The organism is Gilliamella bombicola (assembly GCF_900094945.1).
Lineage (GTDB): Bacteria > Pseudomonadota > Gammaproteobacteria > Enterobacterales > Orbaceae > Gilliamella > Gilliamella bombicola.
Genome location: NZ_FMAQ01000002.1, coordinates 311,156 through 332,207, shown reverse-complemented (window position 1 = coordinate 332,207; position 21,052 = coordinate 311,156). Strand labels below are relative to the sequence as shown.

Genomic DNA, 21,052 nt, shown 5'->3' with positions numbered 1-21,052 from the left:
AAGGTGATGCAATATCACCTTTTTTTATTAAATTTAGCCAAGTAATGAGTTTTAAATGCTTGAGTTATAGCGATTGAGTTTTAAAGTATTTTGTGCTAGAAATTTGTGATGAGTTCTTCAAAAACTTATTTTAAGTCAAGTCCAAGCATTCAAAGTTGATAAAAACAATAAATAATAAAAATTTATAAATGATTTTATCCCTCCATGTTGGTTTTTAATAGGGTTAATAACATTTTCATAAATTGTTCTTTATCACCTTGTAATGTTGAAAAAAAATCTTTATCTATCTGTTCAACCAAAGGTACAGTTTCATTTGCTTTATTCAATCCTTTTTGGGTTAATTGAATGGATTTTGCTCGACTATCTTTAATTGAGCAAGAGCGCTTTATATAATCCTTTTTTTCTAAATTTTCTAATATTTGGGAAATTGTCATCACATCGATATTTGTTTTATTTGATAAAATAACTTGTGTTATTTCGTCTGGTTGCTGTGATAGATAAGCAAGCGTTGCAAGCACTATAAATTGAGGATGAGTGATAGACTGTTTTTTCAAGCAATTTTTGATATTCGTATGCCAGGACGAATAAGTTTTCATAAAAACAAAACCAATAGATTCAGAATCAGTTTGGAATTGAGTTAAAAACTTATTGTCCTTTGTCATAATTTACCCTTCAACTAAGCCATTTAATTTGTAAGTTTTATCAATAATATCATCTGAAATCTGTTTTATAAAATCATAGGATGCTTTAGTATCCATTTTTGAATCCGGTTTTAGAGAAATTTCTGATTTTAAAGCATATTGATTATGCGATATTTCAATAATTTGATGTGAGAAAAACAGTAAACCTATTTCAGGCATATCAAATTGTTCTGTAAATTCTTGCTCATCAATAATCTTTGATAAAGTCACTTCCATTTCCGGTATATTTTGTAATTTGAAAATACCTTTAGCCCCTGTTTTTAAGTCACCAAATATACGAAAGTCTTCAAGATCAGTTTCCCATAATTTTCTTAAATTAAGATCAGTATAGTATTGCCAAATTTGAGTTGGTTTAGCTTTGGTTGGTAATATGAAAGAAATTGAAATGGTATTCATAGCGTCTCCTTTTAATAAGTTAACTTATTGTAAGTGTACTTATTAATTAAGTAAAGACAATTCAATTTTTGATTTGTTGACTTATTACAAGGTGAATTTGATGACCTTGTTATTGAATTTTGTAATAAGATGATTTCAACATTATTAATAATATAAAATATTTATAATTGTTTTTAATTAATGCTCTCAATTTATGTGGTAAATGGTACAATATCAGCCTAATTTTGTATTAGTTCATAGTTTAGGAATAAAATTGATGAAAAAAGACATCCACCAACAGCGCATATTAATCCTCGATTTTGGTTCACAAGTTACTCAATTAATTGCTCGTAGAATTCGTGAAATTGGTGTGTACTGTGAACTTTGGCCGTGGGATGTATCAGAAGAAAAAATTAAACAATTTAATCCTAAAGGTATTATTTTATCAGGTGGTCCTGAAAGTACCACAGAAGCTAATAGCCCTCGTGCTCCCGAGTATGTCTTTAATGCCGGCGTACCTGTTTTGGGTATTTGTTATGGTATGCAAACTATGGCAATTCAAGTTGGTAAGGGCGGTCAAGTCACTGGCTCTAATCAACGTGAATTTGGTTATGCTAAAGTGGATCTTGTTGGATCGTCAAAATTAACTGATGGCATATTGGATAGTACAAGTGAACAAGGCATTAATCAACTTGATGTTTGGATGAGCCACGGTGACAAAGTAACAGCCTTGCCTGACTGTTTTACACTGATTGGTCGCACTGAAACTTGCCCATTTGCTATTATGGCTAATGACGAAAAACAATTTTATGGTGTTCAATTCCACCCAGAAGTGACTCACACTGTTAAAGGTTTCGAGTTATTGCAACGTTTTGTGATTGATATCTGTCACTGCGAAAAACTTTGGACACCATCTTCAATCATTACTGATGCTATTGCGCGCATTAAAGAACAGGTTGGTAATGACAAAGTATTACTTGGTTTATCAGGTGGAGTGGATTCTTCAGTTACAGCGTTGCTATTGCATCAAGCCATTGGCGATCAGTTAACTTGTGTATTTGTTGATCATGGCTTATTACGCTTGAACGAAGCACAACAAGTTATGGATATGTTTGGTAATAAATTTGGCTTAAATATTATTGCAGTAAATGCCGAAGAGCGCTTTTTAGCTGCACTAAAAGGTGAAGCAGATCCTGAAGCAAAACGTAAAATTATCGGGCGTGAATTTGTTGCTGTATTTGATGAAGAAGCAGCAAAATTAAAAGATGTAAAATGGCTAGCTCAAGGCACTATCTATCCCGATGTTATTGAATCGGCAGCAGCCGATACCGGCAAAGCCCATGTGATCAAATCACACCATAATGTTGGTGGTTTACCCGAAGATATGAAAATGGGCTTAGTTGAACCATTACGCGAATTATTCAAAGATGAAGTACGCAAAGTTGGCTTAGAACTTGGGCTACCTTATGACATGCTTTATCGTCACCCATTCCCAGGACCCGGCTTAGGTGTGCGTGTACTTGGTGAAGTTAAAAAAGAGTATTGCGACTTATTACGCAAAGCCGATGCCATCTTTATTGAAGAGCTATATAAGGCAGACTTATACCACAAAGTCAGCCAAGCCTTTACCGTATTTTTACCTGTACGCTCGGTTGGTGTAATGGGTGACGGTCGCAAATACGACTGGGTCGTTTCACTGCGAGCGGTTGAAACTATTGACTTTATGACCGCTCATTGGGCTCATTTACCTTATGATTTTCTTGGTCGTGTATCCAATCGCATCATCAATGAAGTTAATGGTATTTCGCGAGTAGTTTATGACATAAGTGGAAAACCGCCAGCTACCATTGAATGGGAGTGATTCAATTTTAAAATAGATATATTTTATAAAAAGCTTTGTTAATCAAGGCTTTTTATTTCTTGAGATAAAAGTTCTCTATCTTGTTTTTTATAGCGCCAGAGCCATTTCCCACTGACTAATCGATGATAAAAGAATAGGCTTCTGATTATCCAATCAATAAACATACCAAACCAAACACCTATCACACCAAATGAAAAATAAACCCCTAAAAGATATCCAACTACAATTCGGCACATCCACATGCTGCCTATTGCTATCCACATGGTATAGCTGGCATCTTTTGCACCCTTAAAGCCGTATGGCAAGACAAACGAAGATGCCCAAAATGGGGTGAATAGAGCATTAAACCATAGCAGGTGTTTGGCTATGTCAATAACTTCTTGGTCGTTGGTGTATAGTGAGCTTAATAATCCCGCAAAAGGTATTGATAAAAAAGCTAGAAGGCATAATAGAAAATTAGTTAAATGAAAGATAAATGTGAGTTGTCTAGTTGGTTGATATATTTGTCCCATACCTATGCGCTTACCGACGATGATCGTAGATGTGGCACCTAAAGTGCCTCCAGGCAAATTAAGTAAGCCTGCGATTGAAAACGCAATAAAGTTAGCGGCTATGGTTGATGTACCCATTCCTGCTACAAAGGTTTGGGTTAGTAGTTTGCCTATATTAAACATTACCGATTCAACACTTGCAGGTAAACCGATGCTTAATATATCAATAAGAATTTTTGCATTAAACGAATGAAAGTAGCTTCTAAAAGGGATAAAAAGTGCTCGGCTTGGTTTGATCGTTAATACTAGTAATATAAAAAACATACCGCAATAACGTGATATAGTTAAGCCAATACCTGCACCAATAAATCCTAACCCTTGCCAATCAAATATACCGTAGATTAATACATAACTTATCAATAAATTTAAGATATTCATGATAATGTTTAAATACATGGGTAGTTTAGTATTTCCTGCTCCACGCAATGCACCGCAACCAATCAAAATAAAGGCTAGTGCAGGGTAACCTAATACAGTTAATCTAAGAAAGGTTAATGACAATTCTTTAACATTGGCCTCGGCTTGACCTGCGATAATTTCAATTATCCAATATCCTGAAAATTCGATAAGAATAAATAATAAAATTGAGATAATAATGAGTAATGAAATGGACTGTCTGGCGGCAACAACGGCTTTTTTTCGGTTGTGACGTCCAAGGCTAAAGGCAACAACTACCGATGTTCCAAGCGCCACAGCCATAAAAAATGACATGATAATCATATTAAAGCTTTCAGCTAGACCTACGGCAGCCATCTCGGCTTTGCCTATCCAGCTAACTAAAAATGTACTAAAAATACCCATTAATATAACTGATAGGTTTTCAATGAGTATAGGAATGGCTAAAGGGTAAATTTCTCGCCATAAGAGTACATTATTTGAATGTCTTTTTTTATATATTTGAAATTCTTTTAAGCGGCTAATAATTTCAACATTCAATTTAAGGCCTAAATTTATACATTAAAATATGCTATTTATTATAACGCTATTATTTAACAGAAATAAATTTATGCTTAAAAAATACATTTGGAATTGGTTGATAAATAATTTAATGTTGGTCTTTTAAATATTAATAATTCAAAATTAACTAAAAATAAATGTTTTTTTTAAATTGCTAACACATATAACGCTATATTTTATTGCGTAATTTCATATTTGGCTTTATATTATTGCCAATAATCTTATTCTCGTTCTATTCTAATCATTTATAAATATAATTTATGCATAAAAAACGTCTTTCTTTGATTATAGCGATCATTGCTGTTATTGCTTTGGTTATCATTATATATCTTGCTAATCAACCTAGTACGATTATATTACAAGGTGAGGTTGAATCTAACCGTGTCGATGTCGCCGCCAGAGTGCAAGGTCGAGTAATTCAGTTTAATTATGATGTCGGCGATGATGTTAAACAAGGCGATACTCTTCTTACCCTTTCAAGTCCAGCATTATTAGCTCAACTAACAACCGCAGAAGCACAGTTAAAAGTAGCAATGGCGAGCCGTGATAATACTTATAGTACTAGGCCAGAAACTATTGATGTACAAAAGGCGCAGTTAGATAAAGCAAAGTCTGATTTAGTTTTAGCACAAACAAGCTATGAACGAATTGATCGCTTAGCTAAAAATGGAACGGTTTCAAAACAGAGTTATGATGAATCTTTCAATCAATATCAAGCGGCAATTAAAGCTCATGAAGCAGCTAAAGCTAATTTAGAATTAGCCGAAAATGGTAGTAGTATAGAACAGAAAAAATTAGCTGATGCACAGGTAGAACAGTCTGAAGCCGCTTTATCTCAGGTAAAAGCGGATGTAAATGAATTGACTTTAGTTTCCCCTATTAGTGGTCAAATTACGACTCGTGTTGCCGAAACAGGGCAATTGTATAGTCCAGGAACGCCACTTTATTCTATTATTGATTTAAATGATATTTGGTTTACCTTTAATATTCGTGAAGATTTACTGGGAAATCTTAAAGTCGGTGATACGTTTCAAGTAAAGGTACCAGCATTAAATAACCAAATTATTGATGTTAAAGTCACTGTATTAAATGCATTAGGTCAATATGCTAATTGGCAAGCGACTAAAGCAACAGGAGATTTTGATCTGAAAACTTTTGAAATGCGCGCTAAACCGATCAATAAAGTATCTGGTCTTCGTCCGGGAATGAGTGTCACAACAAAATGGCAATCTCATTAAAATAATCACTCAGGTGGCGATTTTACACAAAAGGAAACGGCATTGATGTCTAATTCGCTATTAAAAGTGATTAGGTGGGAACTGAGTAAATTAATAAAACAACGCTTTTTGTTTTTACTGGTTTTCATCTATCCTTTATTATTTATTTTTTTATTTCTTTACATGTACCATGCTGGCATTATTACTCAGGTACCTATCGCTGTTGTTGATCAAGATACAACTAAATCATCACGTTTATTGATCCAACAAGTTGCTGCTTCACCGCAGTTACAAGTAGCTAAACGTTATCAAGATCTTTCTTCTGCTAAACATGCTTTGATTAAGGGAGATGTTTATGCAGTACTTTTTATTCAGCCAGAGTTTGAAAAAGACCTTATAGCTGGTCATCAACCAGAAGTTGTGGCTTTTTATAATAACCAATATATGTCTGCTGGTACGATTATTTTCCGAGCTATGAGTTCTGCATTGAAAACGGCAAATAGCCAAATAGTCTTGCAAGGTTTGTTAGAAAAGGGGATTGCGGCACCTGTGGCGGAAAGCCAAATGCAAACTGTCCCAACAAGTTTACATCCACTATATAATCCAACCTTAAATTACCTATATACCTTAATTAGCGGTATCATTCCCACTATTTTGCAAATAATTATTATGATGGCAATGGTAACAAGTATTACTCGTGACCGCTTTGATGTAACAAGTTATCAAAAAACGTTTCAATTGGCTAATCATAATATTTTAATTTTTCTATCGGGACGTATTCTTCCTTATTTTTGCTATTTTTTATTTTGCCTCAGTTTATTCGATATTATTTTAATCACTTATTTTCATCTACCACTAAATGGGCATTTTGTATTGCTTCTACTTGGAGGAATGGGATTTATTTTAACTTCATGTTTATATGGTGTTTTCTTTGGTTTAACAGGTTCAACACTAGCGCAAGCTTATGGTAGTGCAAGCTTAGTTGCATCTCCATGTTTTGGATTTACAGGGCTTATTTTCCCTCGTCTTGCAATGAATACTTTTGCTTATATTTGGGGTGCTTTATTACCAGTGACGTGGTATATAGAGATTCGTTTAGATCAAACATTAAGAGCACCAAGTATAATAACTTCATTAGAACCATTTGTTTATTTATTGATCCAATTGAGCGTTGTTGTCGCGCTTATTACTCTCCATTTACGAAAAATCCGTAGGCGGTTAATATGATTAAATCTTTACTATTAATTTCCTATGATGAATTAAAACGTATTTTCCAAACTAAAGCGATAGTTAGCGTTATGTTTGTTGGGATTTTTATCTATTTTTTCTTTTATCCACAACCTTACTTAAATGAAGCGATACGAGATGTGCCCATTGCCGTTATTGACCAAGATAATTCCAACTATAGTCGAGAGCTAATAAGGCAAATGGATGCCAATAAATCGATTAAAATAGATTTGCATATTGCGGATTTACAAACTGCTAAAAAGCAGATTGAAGAACGTAAAATATATGGTGCAATACTAGTACCTTATCGTTTTCAGCAACATATTTTAGAGGGGAAAACGAGCCCCGTTTTGTATTATGGTGATGCTAGCTATATTTTGATTTATAGTAATGTTGCAACCGCTATTAATACTGTTGCTAGTAATTTTGGCGCTAATATTTCAATTTCTCGAAAGATAGCTCAAGGTGTTGATCCTGCAGTAGCGACTAATAATGTTTCGCCGTTTAATTCCCAGTTGATTAGCTTATTTAATCCTCAATCTGGTTATGCAACCTATATTATTCCTGCCGCTTTTATTTTGATCTTATATCAAACATTACTTATTGGCAGTATTTTATGTCGTCTATTTAGCAAAAACTCTAATTTTGAACAAGATTTTATTAAAAAACAGAATAACGCTTCATCTTCAGCATTATTATTGCTTTCGGGTAAATTATTGACCTATTTAATACTCTATTTAATCTATTTTATTATTTATACCGTATTTGCTAATTATTGGTATGAGTTACCACGACTAAGCCATCTTTCAGTTTCGTTATCATTTATTATTCCTTTTATTTTTTCTACGGCGTTGTTAGGTAAAGTGATATCACATGTTGTCCATACGGTCAGTGATGTGTTTTGTTTAATTATACCGACAAGTATGGTTATATTTTTTGTTACAGGACTATCTTGGCCAAAAGAATTAATGCCGCCTTTGTTCCACTTGATCGGCGATATATTTCCAGCCGTACCAGCTATAGTAGGTTCAGTAAAAATAAATCAAATGGGGGCAAGTTTTGCTGAATTTAGCGCACAATATTGGCATTTATGGATATTAACCATTGTTTATTTTTGTATCGCATTCATGTTAGAAAAACGTTGCATTCAAAAGGCAATGTCTGCATATATTAGAGAAGAAAAAAATTAAAATTACTGTGTTTAAATCAAAATAAAAACACAGCGCTGATTAAGTACTTTCTAAGTTTTGCATTGATTTGCGCGGTGCTTTTTTTAATAAATTTATCATTTCAACTTTATGACGATAAACTAATTTCTTAAATTAAGTTTTGATAATTAACTATAAATATAAAAATTTAACGCTCATCTTGAAGGGTTATGTATATCATTATATTATAGCCAGCCATAAAGGCTTTATTCACTAAAATAACAAATAAATGAGTCCTCATGTTAATTAATGCTAAAACTATTCTTGATAAATTAAATCCACATAATAAAGTTAATTACGATTCTGTTCTAAAAGAAGTCATTGCTGATTGGCAATCGGGAGAAGTTCGACCTAAGCTACTGATTCATAGCTGTTGTGCACCATGTAGTACTTATGTTTTAGAATATTTGGCGCAGTATGCCGATATTACAATCTATTTTGCTAACTCTAATATTCATCCGCGTGTTGAGTACGAATATCGTAGCGTAGTGCAACAAAAGTTTATTGCTGATTTTAATGAAAAAACGGGTAATAACGTTCAGTTTTTAGAAGCTCCTTATCAGCCTGCAGAATTTATTAAACAAGTCGAACATTTGCGTGATGCGCCCGAAGGTGGTGAGCGTTGTCATCTTTGTTATAAAATGCGCTTGGATTTAGCTGCAATTAAAGCTCAAGAGCTGGGTTTTGATTATTTTGCTAGTGCATTAACCCTTAGTCCTAAAAAAAATAGCCAAAAAATTAATGAATTGGGGTTTGAAATCCAAGAAATCTTCTCGGTCAATTACCTTCCTTCTGATTTTAAAAAAAATAATGGTTATAAACGTTCTATCGAACTTTGCAAAGAGTACGATGTTTATCGACAATGTTATTGTGGCTGTATTTTTGCAGCGAAAGCACAAGGTGTTGATTTAAAAAATGTGATTACAATTGCTAAGCAAGGTTTAGCCAAAAGTAGTCTTTAAACGATTAACATATTTAATCTGGTAATATATACTCAAAAGTATATATTACCTAAAAACCTTGTGTCATTGTGTTGATCTTGCTGATGCGATATAAAGGTCCATAAGTGTGTGATTTAATAATACTTATATATACCAAATTTCATACCAGTTGGGATCACCAGCTAGCCGTTTTCATAAGTTATTTATATTTTATGCTTCCTTATTTAAACAATACACAATCACTGTGCATTGTTTAATTCTTATAAAATGATATAGTTAGATTGTTTTTCAAATTTAATTACAGCAGTCGGTTTGACGACAGGAACGTAGATGTTATCAATTTATCAATTAAAACCCAAATTTCAATCATTACTCCGTCCATATACAGATCGTCTTTATAAATCCAATATTACAGCTAACCAAGTAACCTTATTTGCTTGTTTAGGCTCTGTTGTGATTGCTTTTATCGTTGGACTGTTGGCATCATATCAATGGATTTTTGGCTTGATTCCTTTATGGATGTTTATTCGTATGGCACTTAATGCTATTGATGGAATGTTGGCCCGAGAATACAACCAAAAATCAAACTTAGGTGCTTATTTGAATGAAATTTGTGATGTGATTTCTGACTGTGCACTGTTACTTATTTTTACGCAACTAGTTGATGTAAATATTTATTTAGTTATTTTTGTAGTTCTGCTGTCGTTTTTAACGGAATATAGTGGTATTTTAGGTGTGATGATTGGTGCATCAAGACGATATGATGGACCGATGGGGAAAAGTGATCGTGCGCTTATTTTGGGGATGATAAGTTTAGGTATTGCAACTTATCTATTACCTTTAAGTTGGATCAATGCACTGCTATGGATTATCAGTTTTTTACTTATTTATACAGTCATTAACCGAGTCCGAAAAGGTATGCAAGAAGCAAACAAATAACAAGGAGAAGAACATGCGCCAACAGCAACAAAAAACCTTTATTAGTCACGATGGGTGTCAGCTATTTTATCGCTATTGGCCTGCTGTTGATAGTAATACAGATCTTTCTAAAGCAATTGTGCTTTTTCATCGAGGACATGAACATTCAGGGCGCATGGCGCACTTAGCTGAGGAATTAGAACTACCCGATTATCAGATATTTGCTTGGGATGCCAGAGGTAATGGAAAATCGGAAGGCGAGCGTGGTGATGCCCCTAATTTTGCAACATTAATTAAAGATGCTAACTGTTTTATTGAGCATATCATCCATGAGTATGGGCTTAATCAAGAAGATATCGCCATTATTGCCCAAAGTGTTGGTGCAGTGATTGCATCAGCTTGGGTACATGATTATGTACCCAATATTCGCGCATTGATTTTAGGATCACCAGCATTTAGTGTTAAGCTATATGTTCCACTCGCCGTACCAGGGTTAAAATTATTATATAATTTAAAAGGTAATTTTTTTGTTAATAGCTATGTTAAACCTAAATTGTTAACACATGATACGGAGCGTGCGGAATCATTTACTCAAGACTCATTAATTACTCGACCAATATCGGTTCGATTACTTCTTGATTTATATGCAGTGTCCGATCGTATTGTTAAAGATGCCAATGCCATTAGGGTTCCAACACAGTTATTGGTCTCGGGTTCAGATTATGTGGTAAGGCGTAAACCACAAAAACAATTTTATGATAATTTAGGTACCGAACAAAAAGAGTTTCATATATTGCCTGATTTTTATCATGATACTTTTGGTGAAAAAGATCGAAAGTTTGCTATTGAGCGGGCAAGACGATTTATTGTTGGTTGTTTTGCCAATGAACTAAGTACCCCATCACTAGTTAATGCAGATCGTGTTGGTTATACAAGGCAAGAGGCGGATAATTTAACAATGCCACCATCGGGTTGGATTAAGCCATTATATTGGAAGTTTATTAAAGCCAATTTAAAATATGCAAGTAAACTCTCTGATGGAATTAAACTTGGTTTTGATACTGGTTTTGATTCGGGTAGTACGCTTGATTATGTTTATCGCAATGAGCCATCAGGAACATCAAAACTAGGACGTTTTTTTGATTATATTTATTTACAATCTATAGGTTGGCGTGGAATTCGGCAACGTAAAGCACATCTTGAAGAATTATTAAAACTGGCTATTAATAAACTTTATGAGCATAATCGTTCTGTTGATATTGTGGATATAGCAGCAGGGCACGGTCGATATATTTTAGAAACAGTCAATCAAATCACAAATAAGCCTAATTCGGTATTATTACGAGATTATAGCGATATGAATGTACAACAAGGCCAAGCATTAATAGCAGAAAAAGGTTTAGCTAATATAGCTCGCTTTGAAAAAGGTGATGCTTTTAGTCGAGAGCAACTAACTCAATTATCACCTAACCCCACTTTGGCTGTTGTATCTGGTTTGTATGAACTGTTTAGTGATAACCAGTTGCTATGCGATTCTCTATCAGGTCTTGCTGAGTCAATACCAGAAGGAGGATATTTAATTTATACCAATCAACCATGGCATCCACAATTAGAATTTATAGCAAGAGCATTAACATCACATCGTGATGGTCAATCTTGGATTATGCGAAGACGAACTCAACTTGAAATGGATCAGTTAGTTGCAGCTGCTGGTTTTAAAAAAATTACAATGCGTATTGATCAGTGGGGCATTTTTACAGTATCACTAGCGCAAAGAATTAAATAATTATTCATGGACAGAGTAAAACGACGATTTGATAAGCTAACTATTTATAAGTTAGTATGGTTAGTTAGCTTAACTATTTTCTTTTTTACTAGCTATAATTTTGCCAATTGGTTTACTGCTACACGAAGTGATATAGGGAATATCGTTTTTGGATGGGAGCGTTCAATTCCTTTATGGCCTTGGACTATAGTACCTTATTGGTCGATAGATCTTATGTATGGGTTGGCAATTTTATTGGCTTACTCTTATCGAACTCTTAAAATTCTCTGTTTTCGACTTTTATCCGCTCAGATTATTTGCATTATCTGTTTTTTGCTGTTTCCGCTCAAATTTTCTTTTGAACGTCCTGCATTAGATGGATTGTATGGGGGATTATTTGATATTTTGATGGGATTTGATAAACCCTTTAACCAAGCTCCGTCGCTTCATGTTACACTATTGGTTATTTTGTGGAAATTTTATGCTAGCTATTTTCGTAGTGGCTGGCGTTATATTTTGCATATTTGGTGTTTATTAATTGGAATATCGGTATTAACTACTTGGCAGCATCATTTTTTTGACATTCCAACAGGCGTTTGGGTTGGGTGTTTTTGTATTTGGCTATGGCCTGATCATGCTCTATCACCAATAAAAAATTGCCAACGGCCTAAACAATATCTTTGGAGTAGCATCTATTTTTTACTGTTTTTATTGTCGCTTTGTATTGCTATTTACTTTTATTATTGGGCATTGTGGCTATTATGGTTTTCAGGCGCGTTTTTATTGGTTTCAGTAAATTACTTATTATTTGGTGTGGCAGGTTTTCAAAAGCAGGTTAATGGTCATTTTAATCTGGCTACTACTATTTTATATCTACCTTATTTTATCATTATGTGGATTAATTCACGGTTGTGGACTTTTAAAAATAGGTCAGTAGATTTAATTTGTGATAATGTTTATTTGGGGCGAATACCAGCCAATAATGCATTGCAGTCAAATCACTTTATTTCGATTGTTGATCTTTGTGCTGAATTACCAATAACACAATTTAAAGGTTACTATCATCTGATTCCTGTATTGGATATGACTCCATTAACTATTAAACAGTGCAAAGATGTTGCTGAAATCATTGAGCAGTATCACCAGCAAGGAAAATTATTGGTCTGCTGCGCTTTGGGCTATTCACGCAGTGCTACAGCCATTATTGCTTGGTTACTGTTGACGAAAAGAGTACCAAGTTTAGATACAGCAATTGCTATGGTAAAAGCGCGCCGTAGCACCATCGTCATTTCAGCTAAACAACGTTTAATCTTATCGGATTGGTTATTACAAATAGACAAAGGAAGTTAGTATGTTAAGTTGTGACAATACAAAATCAACAAAAGCTGCCAATCAAACTACACTAGTGATATTTTGTAGTTTGCTAGCGATAAGTCAACAATTAAATGTTTTGTCATTATTACTCACTATAATTGCATTATGTTTTGGGATGATGGCAAGTTGGTGGATAGGATCTTTTTTGTTTACGATTTGTTGTCTTGTCGCTTTTTTACTTGGATTAATAAGTAAATATTATGCCTTGCGAGTCGAATTCGATAAAAAACTATTTGATTATTTAGTTATTAATGTTGATCGGTTACCTAACACACTTATTGAATTGGACGATGCATTACTACAATTTAATTTAATCAAATCACGCCAACTATCAGTACGCTCAATTCGTGAACGTCAAAAGGGGACAATAAAGCTATTTAAAAAACAAGTTATCTGGCTTGTTTTACAAATATTGCTGTTAATCGGAACATTAATCAGTGGCATTATTTATTTTAACTAGAAGATTCAACATTAAAAATTATAAATTTAAGTAAGCGATAAACATACAATAAGGAGAAAATGGATGTCTAATTATCAACGCGATACTTTATTGTTATTTGTTGGTATTGGTGTGTTATTGGTTGTTGCATCAATAATTGGCTTACTATTAAAACGACGTTTTAAAAGCCCAAATAGCGTCATTGATAATCTTAATACTCGCATTAATGCATGGTGGATAATGGTCGCCATTATTGGTATCGCTTTTTTGTTAGGTAAATTGGCTGTAATTTTTCTATTTTTTGTGGCATCTGGCATTGCGCTTCGAGAGTTTTTAAGTTTAACGCCAGTTAATCGTTATGATTTTTATGCATTGATATTTGCTTATTTTATTGCTTTACCTTTGCAATTTATTTTGGTGGCTATGTCGTGGTATGGATTGTTTAGTATTTTTATTCCTGTTTATGGTTTTTTATTATTAGCCATTTTGGCGGCAATAACTGGCTCAACCGATAATTTTTTAGAACGAACGGCTGAAGTGCAGTGGGGACTAATGATTACAGTTTATAGCATTTCTTGCGTACCGGCATTATTAACATTGCCAATCGACCATTACCAAGATCGTAACCTTCTTTTGATTGCTTTTTTAGTTTTGGTTGTTGAACTTTCAGATGTGTTGCAATATGTGTTTGGAAAATTATTCGGCAAACACAAAATTAGCCCAAATTTATCGCCATCAAAAACGGTTGAAGGTTTTCTTTGTGGCATATTCTCTGCAAGTTTTGTTGGTGCTTGCCTATTTTGGATAACACCGTTTAGTTTTTTGCAAGCTGGATTAATTTCACTTATGCTCACCTTATTAGGTTTTTTGGGGGGCTTAGTTATGTCGGCAATCAAACGTGATAGAGGAATAAAAGATTGGGGAAATCTAATCGGTGGTCATGGTGGAGTGCTTGATCGTCTAGATTCTATCTGTTTCAGTGCGCCAGTTTTCTTTCATGTTGTACGTTTTTTTTGGGTGTAAAATTTACATGATATTTAAATAGCCATAGTTTAAATAAATTATAAAAAATAAAATTATGTGAATGAATATAAAAATCTCCAGTAAAAAATGAGCAAAACAGTTTAATTTATGATATAAATACAAACATTGTATTAACATTAAGATATAGATAAGGACTTTATTATGTTAAAAGAGCAAATGGTAGTAAAAAATTCAACAGGCTTGCATGCACGTCCTGTTACAACTCTAGTTAAATTAGCTGGTCGTTATAAATCATCAATTGAGCTTGTTTATAATGATAAAGCAATTAAATTAAAAAGCATGATGGGTTTACTTGGTGCAGGCGTAAAAGGTGGCTCAACGGTTGAAATCATCTGTGATGGTGAAGATGAACAAGCAGCAATGGCCGAAATTCGTGAGTTATTTGCTACTGGTTTTGGTGAATAATTGTTAAATTAGCTTAGCTAATCATCAATTTAAACACTTGATTCCGTCGACTTAGGTCGACGGAGTTGTATAAAAAGGCGTTAATTTTATACTTTGAGTAGACGTATTTCTTTAATTAGACCGTTAGTCTTTGATTATCGAATTTAGTTCTTTATGATCAATCGAAGGTAACATTCGTGTAAACCCTCTAGTAAGATAAAGTAAATAAAGAAAACCAATCGCTAACCAGACTAAACCAACAATCATCGCTGTCGCATCAAGGCTTGTCCATAACCATAATGAAAGTAACACGCCAATTGCAGGTAATAATCCATATTTAAATAGCATTGATGCTGTTTTTGAGCTTCCTTTCCCTAAATAGCTTTTAATCACACATAAATTGACGAAAGTAAAAGCTACTAATGCACCAAAGCTTATCATTGAAACCACTAAATTAAGATCTAGTACTAATGACAGCAATGAAAAGCAAGCAACAAAGATAATCGATAAATAAGGTGTTCTAAAGCGTGGGTGAATTTTATAAAAAATCTGTTTAGGTAGCACTCCTTCACGCCCCATTGCATAAAAAATCCGTGATACACTGGTTTGTGCGGTCATAGCCGATGCAAAGACACCAGTTAAATATGCCGCTTGGAAGAAATTATACATAAAATTACTACCTAATTGGCTGAGATTACCAACTTGACGAACCACATCTAAACTTGCAGTATCTTTATTATCGATAAAATCGCTCCATTTAGGATAAGCTAAGTGAGCACAATAAGAAACCACTAAAAAAATACAACCAGCAATAAGAACAGTCCAGATAATGGCTCTTGGTAGCGATTTTTGAGCATCGTTAGACTCTTCTGCTAAGGTGGCAATAGCATCAAATCCTAAAAAAGCAAGGCATAATATTGCGGCACCAGACATTAAACCACTAAAATCACTTGTATTGACTTGTAGTGGTTTTATCATTGCTTCAGGGGTTAAATCCACATTAAATAAAGTCAAAAATATAAATAACCCAATAAAAATCATCTGAACAATAATTAAGGTGAAATTCACCGAATTAATCAACTTAATACCCAGATAATTTAAGAGACTAACACTAATCAATGATCCAAGTACAAATACATACGCAGGAACGCTAGGAAATGCTTCGTTAAGGTAAATACCTAGTACCAAATAATTTAATATTGGTAAAAATAGGTAATCAAGGATTTGTGCCCAACCCACCAAAAATCCAACTTTTCCACCAAAGGTACGTTGTACATAAGAATAAGCAGAACCAGCAATAGGTAACTTATTTGCCATACGACAATAGCTTAATGCAGTGAAAAAAATCATGGCAAGGGTGATGATATAGGCTATAGGTAAGTGTCCATTACTGGCAACAGTTACTTCCCCATAAGTGGTAAAGATCCCCAAAGGAACCATATAAGCTAAACCAAATGCAATTAATGCAGGTGTGGTTAAAACTCGTTTCATTTTTATTGCGGACATGACTTTGCTCCTCTGTCCCAAAAAACAATAAAAAACTACTAAGTATAGTTTTGCCTTTTTTACCCGCTTAAAGCGGCAGGGAATTCTGCCATATTGTGATAATTATGCAAGTTAATTTTTAGTAAAAAGGTACTTAAACAAACAAATTATAAGCTTTAAAGTGCTTTACGAGTTATTTTAGCTCAATTTAATTTAGATTATTAAGTTATAGGATTACGCTTCGATTTGCATATTTGTGATCCAAATCTATTATTTATTAGACAAAGTAAGTGTCAGTGTAAATAAATTATTGTATATTTTATCTACAATACAAGTAGAATGGAAATTAAGTTATTATGAATAATCTATTATCCTTAAAAGGAGCTATTTATGCAGTCTATTCCTGTTTTACCGGTTGATTTAACCGGTGATGTTGTTACTCAAAAATCATCAGTTATTCATTTAATGGTTGAAACTAGCCAAGCTTATTTAACTAATATTAAAACCTTTTTTGACGATGTTATGGCGCACGAACAAGAAATGGAAACCGATGTGTTACCTGATATTGCTTTGCCACATGCAAAAAGTAGTGCTGTTAAAACTCCATTTATTGTTGTTGGGAAATATAGCGATGGCATCATTTGGAATAATGATAATAAAGTGAAGTTAATCGTGATGATTGGCGCGCCAGAACACGCCAATAAAGAGCACTTATCCATTATTGCTAAATTAGCATCGAATTTAGCTAATGATGATTTTGTCGAAGATTTGCTTAAAAGCGATATTCAATCTGTAGCAAATAAAATCAGAGGATTATATGAGTAAAAAAAAGATTGTTGCGATTTGTGCATGTACAGCTGGTATGGCGCATACTTATATTGCTAAGCAAAAAATTGAAAATGAAGCAAAAAAGCGAGGATGGGATTATAAGGTTGAAACACAAGGTGCCGCAGGTATTGAAAATTCATTAACCGAACAAGATCTTAAAAGTGCCGATGTAATTTTATTAGCGACTGATATTTCAATTGAAAACGCCGATAGGCTTGAGCCTTATAAAAATGTCATAAAAGTGAGTACTGGTGAAGCGGTTAAAAATACTGTTAATATTTTTAATAATGCAGAAACTATGTCGACTAAAGTGGTTAAAGATAGTATCGGTAAAGAGATATTTAGAGCATTAAATACGGGTATTAGTAAGTTTTTGCCCGTTATTATCGCATCTGGAATACTTTTTTCAATTGTGTTAATGACAGGTGACGTAACAAACGATACTATTTTACCAAGTAATCAATTCTTTGTTGATTTAAAACAAGTTGCCTTATATGGCTTTGCCATGATGGTGCCTGTGCTCGCTGCTTATATGGCTTATTCCATTGGTGGTAATGCTGCTTTAGCACCTGCATTTATTATGGGCTATGTGGTAAATAATCCAATTGGTTCTAACCAAGTCAGTACTGGATTTATTGGTGCAATGATTTTTGGTATTTTAATTGGTTATTTTGTTAAATGGTTCAAAACAGTTAAAGTTCATCCAGTGATAGCTTCGGTTATGCCTGTGATGATTATTCCAACTGTAACTATACTTGTGATGGCACCACTTTACATTTATGGGCTATCTTATCCGCTTGATTGGTTTGTTAAAGCCATGGTTGCAACGTTAAAAGGTATGTCTGAAGTCAATGCCGCATTCTTAGGTATTGGTATTGGCATATTAGCCGCGCTAGATATGGGGGGACCATGTAGTAAAGCCGCAACTGCATTTACCTTAGCTGCAATGGCTGAGGGAGTTTATGGTCCAAATGGCGTATTTCGTATGTGCTGTGCTATTCCGCCATTAGGATTAGCAGTATCATCATTGATTGTGTCACGTTCAAAATACACCAAAGAAGAGAAAGAGTTTGGCATTACCGCTTTCTTTTTGTCATTAGCGGGTATTACCGAAGGTGCGATTCCTTTTGCGGCTAAAGATCCGAAGCGCGTTATTATTGCTATTGTAATAGGCACAGCCATCGCAGGTATGCTAGGTATGATTAATGGTATTGAATCATTGGTAGCATTTGGCGGGTTAGTTGCATTAGGTGGGGTGACTAAAGCAGCCGCGTGGTATGTAATTGATATGTTTATTGGTGCATTAATTATTGCTGCTATTTTACATTTAACTAAACCAACAGCAGTAGAAACTGAGGCAGTAGCTGAAGTTGACTAGAGGCTGAATAATGACTCATGCTACACCAATCGTGATTGGTGTAGCAATGCATTAATAAATAATTGAAGTTTAAACTATGCTTGCTGATAAACTATTTGACCGCCGACAATCGTTGTTAGTACCTTGACATTTTGCATATTCGTTACTGGGATGGTAAATGGATTGCGATCTAAAATAATCAAATCAGCAAATTTACCTTTTTCAATTGACCCAATGTATTCATCTTGTTTTAGTACATAGGCAGCATTAATAGTAGCACTACGTAATACTTCAATAGCGGTTAGATTACGATCACTGTTTAACCGAGGATGCTCGGCATCGATTTGTCTAGTCATTGCAATTTGGAAATCGTACCATTCATTTAATGGATCAATTGGCCAATCGCTACCAAAAGCGCATGTTACACCTGCATCAATATATTGCCCATGTGCTTCTAAACCGCTATAGCGTTCTGGACCAAATAGGGTTTGATATTGCTCAACCATTGCCGAACTGCATCCTGCCCATTGAAATGAAAAGACCACACAAGCATTCAATTGTTTATACCTTGCAAATTGATGTGCTGCACTTAATTCATTATGCGCAGTGCTTGGGCGAATATCGGCATCAGGTAATGCTTTACGCATTTTTTCAATGGCATCAAGTACAACTTCAATAGCCCCTTCACCAACTGTATGCATATGCGGATGAAAACCAGCTTTTGCAGATTCAAGTATTAACGCATCTAACATTTCAATGGAATAATAAAGATCACCGTAACGATCTTTTTCGTCGGCTAAATTGTACGGTTTAAGCAAGCGTGCGGTCATTAAAGGTGCCTGCATTACGCCATCTACAAATAATTTAGTATGCGATATTTTAATACCCGGCTTAGGTTGCCAGTTTTTGTCATCGTAACGTGCGGCGAACTGTTTAACTTTGCTCAGTAAAGTTGGAATTTCTTCTATTGATGATACATCATCTGGTGGTAACTCGCGCGCGCCAAATAAGCGAATAGATAGTTGGTTTTGTTGCTGTAGTTTTAAAAATGCATCGGCTTGGGTTTCAGTAATTCGAGCATCCATAACTGCCGTAACACCTTGTTTATTAAGTTCTGCTTGCGATAATTTAGCAATGTTTACGGCTTGTTCATCGGTGAGTTTAGATATACTGTCAAACGCACGCATGGCAGGGGCATCTTCTAATATACCATTTAATTCACCGTCATCAGTACGTCCAATCTTTCCATCGGTTGGTTCAGGGGTGTTTCTATCTAAACCAAATTTCTCTAAAGCAATGCTATTGGCAACTAAAGTATGGCAGTCATTTGAAAACAAAATAACAGGTCGTTTTGTATTAAGTCTATCGAGATCAAAGCGTGTAATATCTGTGCCAATGGGTAAAACCTCTTGCCTTAGCCAGCCACGAACTTGTAACCAATGAGTATTATCACTGATAGAATCTTTATCTAAATATTGTTGTATAATAGCTAACGTATCATCAATAGTTAAGCTTTGATAATTCAAATTACACGACGATAATTGCATACCTCCCCAAAAAGTATGCAAATGCGAATCAATAATACCTGGCATCATGGTTTTGCCTTGTAAGTCGTAAACAGTTGTATGATTATCGACATATTGACTATTATTTATTTGCTGTGTAGTCCCCGTTGCAATAATATAGCCGTTTGCAACAGCAATTGCCTGACAAATGGTGTCTTGTTTGTCGGCAGTGTAAATATAACCATTAATGTAAATAACATCAGCCTTAGCCATTATTTGTGATTCCTTAACATAGAGAGAAAAATGAAAACTGAACGATAGCAGATTTATAAAAAATTTGTCAAATGTAATAATTTTCTTTATTGTGTGCCAAGGTTATGCTACAAATAAGTTATTTAGTTACAGCGTCACAAGGTGAGCCGATGAAATATCAACAACTAGAAAACCTTGAATGTGGTTGGAAGTGGCACTATTTAGTAAAAAGACATAAAGAAGGCGAATTAATTACTCGCTATATTGAAAAAAGCGCTGCAGAGCATGCTGTCAATGAGTTACTATTATTAGAACATAATCCAACGAAAGTTGTTGATTGGATAAAGGCACATTTAAATCCCGACTTAGATAATCGAATGAAGCAAACTATTCGGGCAAGACGAAAACGGCATTTTAATGCAGAACAACAAAATACACGAAAAAAGTCCATTGATTTAGAATTTTTAGTTTGGCAACGATTAGCAAATTTAGCCAAACGTCGTGGATGTACATTATCGCAAACTATTACACAATTAATTGAAGATGCCGAGCAGAAAGATCAATATGCAACAAAAGTATCGACAATTAAAGATGATTTACTATCGCTTCTTGATGTGAAGCTTGATAGTAAATAATATAAACAACAGAATAAAAAGGTTTTAT

At 34.3% G+C, this 21,052-nt stretch carries 19 protein-coding genes; 14 read left to right on the top strand and 5 right to left on the bottom strand.

Annotated features, from left to right (window positions below):
* Positions 1–194: 194 nt before the first annotated feature.
* Entirely contained in the window at positions 195–662 is a 468-nt protein-coding gene (locus GA0061081_RS03720) for a MarR family winged helix-turn-helix transcriptional regulator (protein WP_085246561.1), read from the bottom strand.
* 3 nt (positions 663–665) lie between these two features.
* A complete protein-coding gene (locus GA0061081_RS03715) occupies positions 666–1,097 on the bottom strand; it encodes an SRPBCC family protein (protein WP_091347178.1) in 432 nt (143 codons plus the stop codon).
* Positions 1,098–1,353: 256 nt separating this feature from the next.
* Between GA0061081_RS03715 and guaA the strand changes: the two genes are divergently transcribed.
* Complete coding sequence (guaA, locus tag GA0061081_RS03710) at positions 1,354–2,937, top strand: glutamine-hydrolyzing GMP synthase (RefSeq protein ID WP_091347176.1); 1,584 nt, start codon at positions 1,354–1,356, stop codon at positions 2,935–2,937.
* Between the two features lie 38 nt (positions 2,938–2,975).
* On the opposite strand, the gene GA0061081_RS03705 is transcribed toward guaA, so the two are convergent.
* Positions 2,976–4,424, bottom strand: coding sequence for an EmmdR/YeeO family multidrug/toxin efflux MATE transporter (locus tag GA0061081_RS03705; RefSeq protein ID WP_209435352.1), 1,449 nt, complete (start codon positions 4,422–4,424; stop codon positions 2,976–2,978).
* 281 nt (positions 4,425–4,705) lie between these two features.
* Between GA0061081_RS03705 and GA0061081_RS03700 the strand changes: the two genes are divergently transcribed.
* The 10 genes from GA0061081_RS03700 (at position 4,706) to GA0061081_RS03655 (ending at position 14,983) form a co-directional block, all read left to right on the top strand.
* On the top strand, positions 4,706–5,683 hold the full coding sequence (locus GA0061081_RS03700) for an HlyD family secretion protein (protein WP_091347174.1): 978 nt from the start codon (positions 4,706–4,708) through the stop codon (positions 5,681–5,683).
* 45 nt (positions 5,684–5,728) lie between these two features.
* A complete protein-coding gene (locus GA0061081_RS03695; RefSeq protein WP_091347173.1) occupies positions 5,729–6,889 on the top strand; it encodes an ABC transporter permease in 1,161 nt (386 codons plus the stop codon).
* Positions 6,886–8,079 (top strand): ABC transporter permease, encoded by a 1,194-nt coding sequence (locus tag GA0061081_RS03690; protein WP_091347171.1) that lies wholly within the window; start codon positions 6,886–6,888, stop codon positions 8,077–8,079. Before GA0061081_RS03695 ends, GA0061081_RS03690 begins: the two co-directional genes overlap by 4 nt.
* Before the next feature lie 257 nt (positions 8,080–8,336).
* Positions 8,337–9,059 (top strand): epoxyqueuosine reductase QueH, encoded by a 723-nt coding sequence (locus tag GA0061081_RS03685; RefSeq protein WP_091347169.1) that lies wholly within the window; start codon positions 8,337–8,339, stop codon positions 9,057–9,059.
* Between the two features lie 309 nt (positions 9,060–9,368).
* Positions 9,369–9,977 carry a CDP-alcohol phosphatidyltransferase family protein gene (locus GA0061081_RS03680; protein ID WP_091347167.1) on the top strand — a complete coding sequence of 203 codons (609 nt, stop codon included), beginning with the start codon at positions 9,369–9,371 and terminating at the stop codon, positions 9,975–9,977.
* 13 nt (positions 9,978–9,990) lie between these two features.
* Complete coding sequence (locus GA0061081_RS03675) at positions 9,991–11,742, top strand: bifunctional alpha/beta hydrolase/class I SAM-dependent methyltransferase (RefSeq protein WP_091347165.1); 1,752 nt, start codon at positions 9,991–9,993, stop codon at positions 11,740–11,742.
* A gap of 6 nt (positions 11,743–11,748) precedes the next feature.
* Positions 11,749–13,071: a phosphatase PAP2/dual specificity phosphatase family protein gene (locus GA0061081_RS03670; protein WP_091347163.1), complete on the top strand. Its 1,323-nt coding sequence runs from the start codon at positions 11,749–11,751 to the stop codon at positions 13,069–13,071.
* A 1-nt stretch (position 13,072) separates the two neighbouring features.
* Positions 13,073–13,555 carry a hypothetical protein gene (locus GA0061081_RS03665; RefSeq protein WP_091347161.1) on the top strand — a complete coding sequence of 161 codons (483 nt, stop codon included), beginning with the start codon at positions 13,073–13,075 and terminating at the stop codon, positions 13,553–13,555.
* A 63-nt stretch (positions 13,556–13,618) separates the two neighbouring features.
* A complete protein-coding gene (locus GA0061081_RS03660; RefSeq protein ID WP_091347159.1) occupies positions 13,619–14,557 on the top strand; it encodes a phosphatidate cytidylyltransferase in 939 nt (312 codons plus the stop codon).
* 162 nt (positions 14,558–14,719) lie between these two features.
* Positions 14,720–14,983: an HPr family phosphocarrier protein gene (locus GA0061081_RS03655; RefSeq protein WP_091347157.1), complete on the top strand. Its 264-nt coding sequence runs from the start codon at positions 14,720–14,722 to the stop codon at positions 14,981–14,983.
* A gap of 123 nt (positions 14,984–15,106) precedes the next feature.
* On the opposite strand, the gene GA0061081_RS03650 is transcribed toward GA0061081_RS03655, so the two are convergent.
* Positions 15,107–16,468 carry an APC family permease gene (locus GA0061081_RS03650; RefSeq protein WP_091347155.1) on the bottom strand — a complete coding sequence of 454 codons (1,362 nt, stop codon included), beginning with the start codon at positions 16,466–16,468 and terminating at the stop codon, positions 15,107–15,109.
* Positions 16,469–16,837: 369 nt separating this feature from the next.
* Here GA0061081_RS03650 and GA0061081_RS03645 point away from each other — a divergent pair, with 369 nt between their 5' ends.
* Together GA0061081_RS03645 and GA0061081_RS03640 are read left to right on the top strand one after the other, a co-directional pair.
* Positions 16,838–17,272 carry a PTS sugar transporter subunit IIA gene (locus tag GA0061081_RS03645; protein ID WP_091347153.1) on the top strand — a complete coding sequence of 145 codons (435 nt, stop codon included), beginning with the start codon at positions 16,838–16,840 and terminating at the stop codon, positions 17,270–17,272.
* A complete protein-coding gene (locus tag GA0061081_RS03640) occupies positions 17,265–18,653 on the top strand; it encodes a PTS fructose transporter subunit IIC (protein ID WP_091347151.1) in 1,389 nt (462 codons plus the stop codon). The genes GA0061081_RS03645 and GA0061081_RS03640 overlap by 8 nt, the downstream gene beginning before the upstream one ends.
* 74 nt (positions 18,654–18,727) lie before the next feature.
* Here GA0061081_RS03640 and GA0061081_RS03635 read toward each other — a convergent pair whose 3' ends face one another.
* Positions 18,728–20,410 carry an amidohydrolase gene (locus tag GA0061081_RS03635; RefSeq protein ID WP_091347149.1) on the bottom strand — a complete coding sequence of 561 codons (1,683 nt, stop codon included), beginning with the start codon at positions 20,408–20,410 and terminating at the stop codon, positions 18,728–18,730.
* Positions 20,411–20,559: 149 nt separating this feature from the next.
* Between GA0061081_RS03635 and matP the strand changes: the two genes are divergently transcribed.
* Entirely contained in the window at positions 20,560–21,024 is a 465-nt protein-coding gene (gene matP, locus GA0061081_RS03630; protein ID WP_091347147.1) for a macrodomain Ter protein MatP, read from the top strand.
* The last annotated feature ends 28 nt before the right edge of the window (positions 21,025–21,052 follow it).